General features: G+C 41.9%; 4 protein-coding genes. All 4 read right to left on the bottom strand.

Translation table 11 applies throughout. The annotated features are described in order from the left end of the window. Positions 1-186: 186 nt before the first annotated feature. The gene (locus tag AB0756_RS35865) at positions 187-4,980 is read right to left on the bottom strand and encodes a PfaB family protein (RefSeq protein ID WP_038073627.1); all 4,794 of its coding nucleotides are present in this window, start codon (positions 4,978-4,980) and stop codon (positions 187-189) included. A gap of 399 nt (positions 4,981-5,379) precedes the next feature. Next, positions 5,380-7,128 (bottom strand): SDR family NAD(P)-dependent oxidoreductase, encoded by a 1,749-nt coding sequence (locus AB0756_RS35860; RefSeq protein WP_038073629.1) that lies wholly within the window; start codon positions 7,126-7,128, stop codon positions 5,380-5,382. Positions 7,129-7,325: 197 nt separating this feature from the next. Beyond that, positions 7,326-7,841 carry a peptidase associated/transthyretin-like domain-containing protein gene (locus AB0756_RS35855; RefSeq protein ID WP_038073635.1) on the bottom strand — a complete coding sequence of 172 codons (516 nt, stop codon included), beginning with the start codon at positions 7,839-7,841 and terminating at the stop codon, positions 7,326-7,328. Between the two features lie 84 nt (positions 7,842-7,925). Then, positions 7,926-13,313 (bottom strand): type I polyketide synthase, encoded by a 5,388-nt coding sequence (locus AB0756_RS35850; protein WP_167844663.1) that lies wholly within the window; start codon positions 13,311-13,313, stop codon positions 7,926-7,928. Positions 13,314-13,536 lie beyond the last annotated feature (223 nt).

Raw genomic sequence — 13,536 nt, 5'->3', positions numbered from 1 at the left:
TAATGGCTAATGGCTAATGGCTAATGGCTAATGGCTAATGGCTAATGGTTGATGGCTAATGGTTGATGGTTGATAGCTAATGGATAATGGCTGATGGTTGATGGTTGATAGCTAATGGCTGATGGTTGATAGTTGATGGCTAATTGCACAATTAGCAATTAGCTATTAGCAATTAGCTATTAGCAATTAGCCATTCAATAAATTTTCTACACAAGCTAATTGCAGTTGAATGATTTCACTCATTTGTTTGCTAAATTGATGTCTGGCTTCTAAGAAGGTGGAATGAGTTTGATGAGCAATCAAATTGTTAGCACTTAACTTTTCATATTGGCTCTTATTTGGGTATAGGTGAGTAGTGATATAACTAAATGGTTGGTTGTTAGTTGAAGTTGACAAAGTTCTGGGGGAAACAATTTCTTGAGTTATTTTTTGCTCACCAGATTGTACTTGTTCTTTAAGTTCAAAACTGTTATTAGGGGCATTTTTCATGTTTGATTTCTCTGCTTGGGGTATTGATGGTGTAACAATGTTGTGAATGTTGCTTGTGGGAGTTTGGTTGGGAATGGTGGCTTTGGCTGAATTTCTGCTTTCTGATTCTGTAGATTGCGGTTTGTTCTGATGTTGCTTGGTATCAATGCGAGGGGGTACTTTGCGGGCTGCGTTTTGGAAAAGTTTTCGGTTTTCGTCTGTTAAAATGCTGGCAGTAATTTGGTTTCCTTGCGGAACTTTTTCCTGTGAAACTTCTTCAATTGAGGTAGCTCGTCCTAAAGCGAGTGTTTTGACTGTTGGTTTGCGTTTGCTGGATGTTTCTGATATTTCACCATACAAAGGTGATAAGTCTACGGAAACTTGATGGCTGAGCAGTTTTCCTAGTGCTCTTATAATGGAAGCATGGTCGTCAATGCCTCTTCTATTGAGGGGTATGGTAATGTGTTCTTTGTTTTCTAAGGTTTTATCGATCCATCGCGAACAAACGTTACCAGACCCTGCTTCAATAAATATTCTGGCTCCATCTTCGTAGACTCGGTTAACGAGTCGGGGAAAATCTAGCGGTTGACACAAACCTTTTGCTAAACTGCGTGCGATCGCATGACTCTCAAGTTGTACCGGTTCGTATTCTGCTGAGGAGTAAAAGGCGATTCCCGGTATATTGCGTGAGGGTAAGGTGTTGACTCTAACAACTTCTTGGTATTCAGAGCGCATCGGTTCGCAATGAATTGCGTGGTTAAAGGGGGCGCGAAAAGCGTTGCAACCCAAAGCTTTAATGACTCTCTGACACCCTTCGGAATCACCTGCAATCAGAACTTCTTCCGGCGTGTTAATTTGAGTTAAGTAAACGCGATTTTCAGACTTGAGGCATTCTTGAACTTGAGATGGACTTGCCATCAAAAGGTAAGTACTCCAAAAATCATCGTCGGACAATGGTGTTTTTGGCAAGCCCCAATGTTCGCGCACGGCATTTTTCGATCCGGCGATTCTGTCTGCAAATAAGGGAGAGGAGTGGAAGGCATTAATTCCTTCACTAAAGTTACTCCACACTCCCATCGCACTCATCATGCTTGTCTCGCCCAAGCTGTAGCCAAAAACGTATTTTGGTTTGACTTGAAAATCATCTCGTACAATCGTTGTAATCAATCTGGCAAATGCCATATCTGTTTCAAAGATTGCCAAAGCGTTACTCAGTAACTGCTTTTCGAGACTTTCCAATTGCTTGGTTGATAATTTATTTAAACTTCTAGGAAAGACGAGTTGAGAAACTTCTGCAAACAAGCTAAAAAGACTTTTGATAACTTCATCATCGTACACTCTTGGGAACAAGCGGAAGAGCGTGCGACCAATGCCAACATAAGAATTGACAGCAGCCGGATAGACGTAAGCAATTCCTCCTTTTTTACCCAGTGGTTTTGCTGTGAAGTAACTACCCGCTGGTGTTTGCCAATCTTCCCCGCTCTCAAATGCTTTATTCACTCCTTTGAAAGCAGATTCTATTTCTCTGGCTAACTCATTTTTATTCCTTCCCAGAATGGCGAGGGTATAGTTAGCTTCAGAACGTTTTTGAAATTCTACATAACTTTGGCGTGCTACAGCTGCTAAAGAACTAGAATTATCTATGGTTGTCTGGAGAACCTTCACCTGCTCGAGTAAGTCAGCGCGATCGCGAGCCCCTATTGGGAACAGATAATAAGGCATTTGCTGCAAATACCTGCTGGTATGCTGTTGCTGTTCCGGTTCGTCTGATAGGATGACATGAGCACAAGTACCATCCATTCCCAAGTTGTTAATTGCAGCGACTCTCTTTTTCGCTTCCTTGCCCAGAAACCAAGGTCTTGATTCAACACTCACGTAAAAAGGGCTACCTTGCCAAACTTCTTGGTTTTTGACACCAGACCATTTAGGAGTTGCAGGAATGTACTTATGATAAAGACAAAGCGCAGTTTTAATCAAGCTAGCCATTCCCGAAGCAACATAAGTATGACCGATGTTGGCTTTGACGCTACCAATCGCACAGCTTAAATTATTTTCACCCGCAGGATACGCTTGGATTAACCCTTTAATTTCTGCTTCATCTTCTTGGGAAATTCCACTCCCATTAACTTCCAAATATTCAACCTCTGTAGGTTTAACACCAGCCATTTGGAAAGCGTCTTGGCAAGCTTGACTAACTGTCCCTGCATCGGGTGTAATAGCATCAACAACTGCATATATGCGGTTGTTGTCTTTTTTAGCTGTATCGTGACGCTTCAGTACAACAGCCCCCGCACCTTCGCCAACTATCCAGCCATTTGCTTTTTGGTCGTAACTTAAAGTATTTGTACCTGTATTCACTGGTGCGAGTTGACTTCGCAACAGGACATTTTCCAACCCTCCAGCCAGATCGACAGCCCCGACTAACACAGCATCAACTTCTCCGGCTGAGAGCAGCATTTGCGCTATCTCTAAAACTTTAAAAGTAGAGTTTTCTCCTGCAGTAATCGTGAAAGTAGGACCTGTAAAATCCCAGAGGGAGGAAATACGACTTGCCATGATGTTCGAGATATAGCTGAGATATTCGCCAATCTCTACAGGATGGTGAACGGCATCTTTGGTAATATCTTCAAGTTGGGCAAGTTTGTCTTCAGGTAAAGAAATTCCACTCGCAGCCAAGCCCTCTTTGATTTGCCAAGACAAATTCCATCTTTGCTGTAACTGGTGTACAGAAAATTCTGTCTCCGCCGCAATCAAAACAGCGACATTTCCACCCTCTTTCAATCCTGCGTCTTTTAGAGCGCGATCGGCGACTTTTAGAAGTAACAGTTGCTGCGGGTTGAGCTTTGCTAGCTCGTTAGGTGGAATTTTATATGATAGGGTATCTATTTCTAAATCTTGGATGTAAGCCCCCACTGGTGCTTTACCTTCCGGTAAGCCGTACTGTTGGAGTAAGTCGGGTCGATCTTCTATACCATGCCATCTCTTTGAAGGAAGAGGAATGAAATTTTGAGTTCCATCATAAATGCTGCGGTCAAAAGCATCTAATCCATCGCAAGAACCGAAAAACGCATCCATACCCACGATCGCGACTTTGGCTGGTGGTGTTGGAGGAACTGGGGAGGAAGGTGACAAGATAGACAAGGGAGACGAGGAGGAATTACCGCCCTGTTCCAAAATCATATGTGCGTTAGTTCCACCAAAACCAAAGGCACTAATAGCTGACCGTTTCACTGATGTTTTGTTGGGCCAATCAGTTACCTTGGTAACAATGCGTTGGGGTGCAATAACGTTGTTTTCTGTTCCTATGGGGTCGCTGATATTGATAGTGGGCGGAATCACACCCTTAGACATACTTAAAAGAGCTTTAATCAAGCTGACCGAACCAGCCGCAACTAATAAATGTCCTACATTTCCTTTGACAGAACCGACTAGAGGAGTTGCTTGATATTTGCCAAAGAAAGTTTCTACTGAATTAAATTCGGTAGTATCTCCCAACAGCGTACCAGTAGCATGGCACTCCATGTAGTCAATATCTTTAGGGCTGATTTGTGCTTCTTGATAAGCCCGTTCAAAAGCGAGAATTTGTCCTTTGGAATTGGGGCTGAGCAAATGCTTGCCTCTACCATCATTAGAAAGCCCCGTACCACTGATGGTAGCGTAAATGCGATCGCCATCTCTCACTGCATCGCTGTATCGTTTCAGGACTACCATCCCAACGCCATCTGCAGTAATCAGACCTCGTGATGACTTATCTAGAGGACGGCTGAGGTCATTATCCTCAGGATATCCTTGGATACCGGAGAACAACATCCGAATAAACAGAGGGTCAGAACAACTAATACCTCCCGCTAACATCAAATCAGCTTTACGCGTCCATAAATAATGAGATGCTAGTTTAGCAGCATATAAAGGTGAAGAACAAGCAGCGTCAATACATAAATGAAGATTTGATAAAGCCAGAGCTTGAGAGACAATTGCAGCTGGCAAACCAGATATCATGGCATTATGAGCAGGAACTTTTGTAGAAGCAGAAGACGTAAAATCAAATCCCTCACACTGTAAAAGTTCTTTAATAGCTGGTGATAGTACCTGTTGATAAATGGGAGCGAAGACTTTATTAGAGAATTGGGTAGGCAATGAGAGTGAGCCCAATATCACTCCACATTTTGCCAAAACTGCTTCATTTCCCAGATAACCGCTATGCTGCAAAGCTTGTTTTGCAGTATCAAGAGACCACTTAAAGGTATTATCTAAACTTTGCAGAAATTCTGCGGGTAGCTTGTATCCAGTTGAGTCAAACTCAAAGTTACGAATGAATGCTCCTTGCAGAGAATAAAACTTATCGGTTTGACCTTTAGCTGGATCGTAAAAAACTTGCGGATCGACTCCAAGTTCTCCCTCGGTTACAAATGATGTTGAATCTTTTTGTTGAATAAGATTTTGCCAAAATTCTTCAGGATTTTTGGCTCCAGGAAAAAGACATGAAAATCCAACGATCGCTATTTTTTCCACGGTTTATTTCCTTGTAATAGTAAATTGGTATTGGAGATTGGAGATGAGTACTGTAGGGTGGGTATTCCTAGCCCTGTCAAGATGACTCACAAAATTTTGATTCAGGTGACAATTTCTCATCTTCTCTCTCTGTGTTCTCTGCGTACTCTGCGGTTCAAAAGTCATTTATTTAACCGCAGAGGCGCAGAGTACGCAGAGGTAAGAGGTGAGAAAGTGATTAATTTCCTAAAGTTTTCACCCACCTTGACAGGGCTAGGTGGGTATGCGCCACCCATGTGTATTTCACAAATCAAACCGAATTGCTTTGCTATAAAACCAACACCTTTGCAACTCTTTTCTACGCGTCTTCTGCGTCCCTGCGGTTCAGAGACATAAATAATCTTCACGCGGAAAAGATACCTAACTTCCAGCCCTTAAAGATTGAGTCGGAATGATAGTTCCTTTGCCACCTAAAAGACGCGAGCAGATATTACCTTGCTCGTCGTGTACGATAAAATTAGCAACTACACTAGTTGCTGTCTTAGATGTCACTTCACAAGATACATAAAAAGGTGTGTTGCATGGAATTCGAGTGTATTGCTCATACTTTTGCTGACTAGCAGGTAAGCAAATTTCTTGATGAAAATGTTGCATCCAAATCCATAACGGATGAGTGCTTAAATCAATAGAATAAGGATTTACCCAACCTACTGGAAATTGTCCTTGTTGTTGTAGTGGAATTTCGCGCCAAATACACTCAGTTGTAATTTTTTCAGGACTAATATTTAAAACTCTTCTCAGTTCTTGGAAAGATTCTCCGTGAAAAAGTGGGAAGAAGGAAGCTGTTTTTGCTTGATAGAAATCTTTACCCGTCATGGTAATGATGTTATCTTCTGTGAGATTTAAAGATTCATATGTAGGACGGATAGGCAATTCTCGCACAAGCTGAACGCGATCTATACTGAAATGAAAGATGGGCTTTCCGTTGGGAGATTGACTCCAAATTTTAGCTTGCAAGATGATTTCTTGAGATTCTGTTTTAGAAATTTCTTGCAAATCTAAAATGTACTCATTAGCTAAAGTTTCATGAAAGTTGATTCCTTTGTAAACTTTAAAATCAGTATTACTAAAGAATCTATAACCTGGATAAAGCTGTTCGCAAGAGTCTACCATCCAAGACACCGCACACGTAGCTGGTAAAACTGCTTTGCTAGCAATCACGTGATCCAGCAAAAATGCATTGTTTTCAAGAGAGAGTTTGCGGCGAATTCGATGGGTTTGCAGATCGGCTTTTAATGGAATGGGAGGTGGAATTAAGGGACTACCAATAACGACTTGTGCGGTATCGTGATTTGCAGGATGGAGTTCATTGACGAGCATTTGTGTTCCTTCTTCAACAGATAAGATATCAATACCTCGACGAGCAAACTCTTTTTTCAACTCTGGTGTTACCATACCGCTATCCCAACCACCCCAATTGATAGCAACTACATGGCATTCAGGATACCGCTGCTTGACAATATGGGCTGATTTATTAAGAATTTCATTGGCGATCGCGTAATCAGTTTGACCTACATTCCCGTAAAATCCGGTGACAGAAGAAAATAAAACCAAGTATTCAAGTTGATTGGCTTTGACACAGGATAAAAGATTTTCTAATCCTTTGACTTTGGCTGTATAAACCTTTTCAAAATCCTGTTCTGTTTTCTTTTCAATCAATTTATCTGCTAAATTTCCAGCACCATGAATAATCCCGTTAATTGAACCAATTTTTTCACTAACACTTATCAGTTGTTCTTTGAGTGCATGGTTGTCTGTAACATCAGCACTGATATATTCTGCATATCCTCCAGCTTGTTTAATGGTTTCCAAAGTTTGTTTGATTTCTCGGCTAGAGGCAATTTGATTGTAGAGTTTTTGGACGCTCATGGGTGTAGGTTTCTCTCCTCGTGAGAGAAGGTATTCCATGATCCGCTTTTTTAAAACGGGTTCTTCAAAACAATCGCGAGCATAATCGGGTTCAGTTTCTAATAGTTCCGAGCGACCTAAAAGAATAAATTTGCAGGAATAGTGTTGTGCTAATTTGATGACACATTTAGCTGTAATGCCTTTTGCACCTCCACTCACCAGAAAAACTGAGGATGGTTGAATTGTGCTTGTTGCTGTCATAAATTCTCCAGATTTTTTGTATTTTATACAAGTTGTAAAGAAGAATGCAGAAAGTAGAATTGGTCTAAGACGGTGATTGATGTTTTAAGCTCTGAGTTGTGATATATGCGCTCAAAAGCAACTACAAACCAATAATCATTATTTACGCTGACTGACTGACTAGAGACAAAAGGTTGGGGATGAAAGTAACTTCATGACTAAGCAAAGTAACTTTCAAAAACTGAATTTGTAGCAATATGTAAAGGTGCTTGAAGGTTAATAGTATTTTCTGGAACTTCTTGAGGCTGGTTTTCTTGAGAAGATGGTAATGTCATTGCTGCTACTAAAAGAGCAAAGACAACCATGATAGCTGCGACAAGTGGAAGTGCAATGTTGTTTTCCGGGCTAAGTGAGTTTTCTGAACTTGCTGGGGTTTGTGGTTTGACATCGCTTTCTTGATAGTGTGGATAAACAAGCCGAATATCGCCAAGGTCCGTGTTTTGAGGAGAGAGTCTGAGAAAGGCGCTGTAGTTTTTGTAATTTTTGGCTTCGACTTTGATTTCCCCTTCAAGTACGCTGTAATTGCCAAAATCAAGAGGAAATTTATAAATTCCTTCTAAATCAGTGTAAACAGTCAGTTCTTTACCAGGTAGACCAATGGAGATTTTTGCTCCACTGATAGGAGCGTGTTTCTCTCTATCCACTATGCGACCAATGTAATTAGCTTTTGCCATGGAGTTGAGTTAATAGGGAGAGGGGGAGATGAGGGAGAGGGGGGAGAGGGGGGAGACATTTCTTCCTTGTCTCCCGTGTCCCCCTTACTCGGGTGTACTAATCAAAGTGACTCGACCTTCGCAACCGTAACCCACTTCGGTAATGTAAAGATTTGGGTCGTGCAATTCAGCCATAATGAAATTGGCTGAGTTTTCGTCATCAATTTGAGGGCTCAGATCGATCGCCCGACAAAATACCTTTTGCCATTCCCAGTTAAGAGTTTTGGTTAATCCAAATAAGCCAGCACCGATCGGTCCAAAATTAACATTTTGTCCCAAACCAAAAGCTCCATTTAACCGAGCAACTGTTATAAAACTACTCCGTCCGCATTCTGCTGCTTCATTCAGGAACTTTTTGAGGTGTTTTGCCATCAAGAAAGTATACTTAACGATTGCTTTTTCTTCTTCGACGTAAGGCATCTTTCCGTTGTAAGCAACCTGAATCAGAGGATGGAGATGAATAAAAGTGCCAATCGGTCCGTGGTGAGTGGAGATATTTGCCAACTGTTGTTGCAGGTGTTCCTCGCTCAAATCTGCTAGTTGGATGCAGTGGGCTTCGGGTGGTAAAGGCATTGGTTGTGGGACAACTGAGGGAGGAAAACTCAGAACAACTACTTTCCAACCATGCTCTAAAAGAGAGTCAGCTAATTTGGAAGTGGTGAGGGTACCATCATGTGTTAGCAAACAAACATGCCCTTGTGGGATTGTAAAATCCAAAAAATCTGGTTGAGGTAGTGTTCTGAGTTTGACTTGACGCCGGAGGGGATTGCTGTTTAGGCTAGGGGGTTGATTGTAAGACGGATTCAGAGACTTTTTTTTTTCGTTACCCCCCAAGGTTTGCAAGTAACTCACAATTTGACCGATGGTGCGTAGTTCTCCAAGTTCTTCTACATTGGGTTTGGGCAAATTGGGATACATTTCTTGCATCGCCCCTAAAATTTCTACTCGTTTGATGGAGTCAATACCCAAGTCCGCCTCCATATCCATATCCAAATCGAGCATCTCAACTGGGTAACCTGTTTTCTCACTCGTAATGGATAGCAAGGTTTGACCCAATTCTGAACTCTCCGCAACAGATAAGTTTTCTTCTGTGGGGCTTGCGGTTATCTCATGTGTTGCAACATTCGTTACAATTTCCGTTGCAATTTCTGTTGGTACTAAAGCAGTCGATGTCTCTACGCTCAGTAAAGTTGTTTCGGAAGTTGATGGAGAAGCATTAGATCGCAAATACTCTACAATCTGACCAATGGTACGTTTTTCTGCGAGTTCTTCTAAGTTAGGCTTGGGTAAATCGGGGTAGAGTTCTTGCAGTCCTCCCAAGATTTCTACTCGTTTGATGGAGTCAATCCCCAAATCTGCTTCCATATCCATGTCTAAATCAAGCATTTCGACTGGATAGCCCGTTTTTTCACTTGTGATTGCTAACAACTGCTTATCCAAGTCAGCTAGATTGGTGTTCGCTACTTGAATAACATTAGAAACGGATGGAGTAATGGATACGGATGGTTGGGGTGTGGGAATAACAGATAACTTATCCTCTTCAGTACCTACTTCAGGATCTGCTACCACTGCGACTTTGTCTGCTTTCTCTACAGTCAAAGTTTCTACAACTGAATGCAATTTGGCATCCATTTTAACAGCAGGTTGTGATTCAACCTCAAATACTTGCGCGGTAGTTGTAGGTAAGCTGAGATTTTCTTGTTTGGGTGTTGCTGGCTCTACAAAAATCTGGCTGGGGGTTTCTTTATTAACAACAGATGTTGTTACTTCAGAAGGAACGACAGGTTGAGTAATCGCTAATTTACCACCAATCAACTGTGAATACTCTTGTTGCAGGAGTTGGAAGAAGTTTTGAGTCACTTCTACTTGTGCTTTAAGATATTGCTCGTGAATGCGTAGAGTATCGCCTTGTTGATCGTGAAATTGCATCATGCTGCGCTCTAAACCTTCTATTAAAGAGGGCTTGAGCTTTGCAGTTTCTGTTGATGAAGGGTTGCTAGCTAACAAAGTATTTTGTTGCTGCATGAGTTGGAAAAATGTTTTGACATATTCCGCTTGATGGTTGAGATATTGTCCGTGAACTTGCAAGTTCTCTTTCTGATTTTGCTGGAATTGTGTCAGGACGTACTCTAAGCTTGTTAAGACTTGTTGGTAGTTCACGAGTTGATTGGAGTTTGTTTGCATTTTCGCCTCTGGGACTGGTTGAGGTGAAGGAAGAGATGGGGAGATAGAGGGAGTGGGGGATGGGGTGAGGGGGGGAGTGGGAGATTTTTTCTCGGCTAATTTGGTCATAAAATCTGTGACCAATTGTTTTTGCGCCTCTTGGTGATTTGTATTGCCGTTACTTTCTTTGGGTGGTGTTGCAGGCGGTACGATCTGTTTGGGCTCAATTGAAATCACTTCTTTGCTTGTCGCTAATGTCACTTGATGTCCATCTTGCAAAGCTTCTTGAAATGCCATCTTTGTTTTTTCTGACACATAGTTAATGCCATTTAAACGTACCGTCAATCCTTTGGTTTTCTTGGTTGCAGGTACAGTGGGGGGTAATTGATGGGGGTCAAGATTTTGTAATGGCATACCAGCGACGCGCAATTGCACGACAGCTTCTCTCATGGAGCGATCGCTATTCTTTTGAGCGCTGGGATTTAAAGCTACAGTAATATGAGGGCGATCGCCTAGAATTTCTTGCACTAGCCCTGTCAGAACTTTTCTCGGACCAAATTCAACAAAGCAATAGCCTCCTGCAGCATAAATATGTTCTATTTCCTGCTTAAATAGGACGGGATTGCTGAGGTGATTTTCGAGGATTGTTTGAATAGCCTGTGCTTCCTGAGGGTATTGCTTTGCGGTGACGTTAGTGTAAACAGGTATTTTTGCGTTTTGGAACTTAACAGACTTGATTGCATTTGCAAAAGCTTTTTGAGCAAAAGCGATCGATGGTGTGTGGAAAGCTGCAGACACGGGTAGAGGTACAGCAGTTAATCCTTGCTCTTGTAACACCAGGCGGACTTTTGCGATTTCTGCAGCCGGACCTGCTAATACAACTTGACGGGGAGAATTGAGATTGGCAATAGATACCTTGGGATGCTGTTTTAAAATACCTTCTATTTTGCCGACTTCTTCTTTCACAGCCAGCATCGCCCCTGCATCGTAATCGGGGTCTTGAGGAGCAGCCATAGCTTGTCCTCTGGCTTTTACAAGGAAGCAATAATCTTCTTCGCTTAACACTCCTGCAGCCCATAAAGCTGTCAGTTCTCCAAAGCTATGCCCTGCAGCAAAATCTGCTTTAAAACCAGCTTGCTGTAATATTTTGAACAGACTTGCACTCAGCATTCCAATAGCGGGTTGAGCATATTCTGTCCTTTGTAAAGCTGCAACTTGAGCATTCTTTTCAGATTCTTCAAAGACAGGATGGGGAAAAACTATGCTCGACAGAGTTTGCAAGTTATCTTTGAGCAACAAGCTATCCATGTAGCCAAACAGACGCTGCCCTACAGGGAAATTCATTACCAATTCCCGACCCATGTTCAAGTACTGAGAACCTTGACCGGAGAACAAAGCAACAACTTTACCTCCAAGGTTCATACCTGTTTGACGGTAAAAAATACCTTGAGGATGTTCCCATGATGCAGCAGAGGCTTTACTCTTGAGTAAGTCAATGCTGATTTGCAATAATTTACACGCCTCAGCAGAAGATTCTGCAACAAACCCAATTCTAGCTGCACTGAGAGGAATTTCTTGGGATTTAGATACCTCGACAAGTTCTGCATAATTTTTTGCTCCCGCCTCCGATTGGAGTTGAGCAAGCATTTCTTCACAGTTCGCTAATAACTGTGTGGGAGTTTGTGCAAACAACAAAATTTCGTTGGGAGTGCTGTGAACTCGGTATGTCTGTTCTTGTGGCGCTTCGTATTCTTCCAAGACAACATGATAGTTAGTACCGCCAAAACCAAAAGAACTGATACCTGCACGTCTCGGTGCTTCTCCTTCTACACGAATCCAAGGTCTAGTTTCTGTATTTAAATAGAAAGGTGAGTTTGTAATATTGAGTTTGGGGTTGGGTTGAGTGATATTGATCGTAGGAGGTAAGATTTTATGGTGCAGTGCCAAAGCTGTCTTAATGAGACTTGCAGCACCAGCAGCAGCTTTAGTATGTCCGATCTGAGACTTAACGGTACCGAGGGCGATGTACTGCTTCTTGGAGTTATTTTCTCCGAAGAACTCGTTGATAGATGCAAATTCCGTAGGATCTCCAGCTAATGTTCCCGTGCCATGTGCTTCAATCAAGGAAACAGTCTCAGGTGGAAAACCAGCATCATCATAAGCACGCTGCAATGCTTTGACTTGTCCTTCTTGGCGAGGTGCGTAAATACTCTTAAAGCGCCCATCACTAGAAGTACCAATTCCTTTGATGACTGCATAAATTTTGTCATTGTCTCGTATCGCATCATTCAGACGCTTGAGAAGAACCATCCCAATCCCTTCACCCAGCATCATCCCATCTGATTTAGCATCAAAGGGTTTGACGTTATCGCTAGGAGAAACAGCAGGTGTTTTGCTAAAACACATATATGCCATGATGGTGTTGTCAGTGTCCACTCCACCAGTCAGCATCATGTCACAACGGTGTTCTATCAGTTCGCTAATTGCCATCTTTAAAGCAGCAAAGGAACTCGCACAAGCTGCATCGACTACGCAATTGATACCACCCAAGTTCAAACGGTTGGCAATTCTACCTGCAACTACGTTACCTAACATTCCTGGGAAAGCATTTTCATCCCAGTTTACGTAAGCGCTTTTGATTTTCTTGATAATTTTTTGGGTATCCTCATCGGATAAACCGCTACTTTTTAGAACCTTTTCCCAAACCGGATACTCTAACCGTGCAGCAAGTGGTAATCCCAATTGGCTTCCTGCGACACCCAAGATGACTCCAATCGTTTCACGATTAAATTCGCGAGACGCATTGTAGCCAGCATCTTCCATTGCTTCTTTTGCAACAACCAAACTTAAAAGCTGTGCAACATCTGTGACTTCTAAAATGCTCGGGGGAATTCCAAACTCCATTGGGTCAAAATCAACGTAAGGAATAAACCCGCCTCGCTTGCAGTAGGTTTTTTCTTCTGGTGTTCTGGGATTCGGATCGTAGTACTCGTCTATGTTCCAGTGGGTTGATGGAACATCAGTAATACAGTCTTTTTTGTTAAGAATGTTTTGCCAGTACTCTTGTAGATTTCTGGATTTAGCAAACAGAGAAGCCATACCCACGATGGCTATAGGGCTATTTTGTAATTTTCTGTTAATTTTATCGATTGACATAGATTCTTCTGGCATCATTTTTTTTTCCTCAATACACTTGTTGACAACCTTTTCAAAATGACTGATTTCGGCTGCTAACTCCGCCAAGGCACTATCAATTGAATGAGCAGACATAGGAGAAATTGTAATGATTGGTAGTGTGGGTCATTTAGTTACGTGCTCTTTATCGGGAGGAATAGTTAACAGTTAACAGTTAATAGCGATCGCAATTCAGTAATACCCATAACGGAAGTTAGGGAATCCATAGGAGAATTTTTTCTTTTTGCCTGAAAAGATAACTATAAACTGTTCGCTGATAACTGGGAATTATGAATTATAAATTATGAATTATGAATTG

Origin of the sequence: Tolypothrix campylonemoides VB511288_2 (assembly GCF_045999855.1) — a bacterium.
GTDB classification, from domain to species: domain Bacteria; phylum Cyanobacteriota; class Cyanobacteriia; order Cyanobacteriales; family Nostocaceae; genus Scytonema; species Scytonema bouteillei_A.
Note: the sequence above shows the minus strand (reverse complement) of the source record. Positions and strands in the feature narration are given on the sequence as shown.

Coding starts and splice junctions, on each gene's coding strand:
- AB0756_RS35855 (WP_038073635.1), bottom strand. CDS start 7,841: ATGGCAAAAGCTAATTACATTGGTCGCATAGTGGATAGAGAGAAACAC.
- AB0756_RS35860 (WP_038073629.1), bottom strand. CDS start 7,128: ATGACAGCAACAAGCACAATTCAACCATCCTCAGTTTTTCTGGTGAGT.
- AB0756_RS35850 (WP_167844663.1), bottom strand. CDS start 13,313: ATGTCTGCTCATTCAATTGATAGTGCCTTGGCGGAGTTAGCAGCCGAA.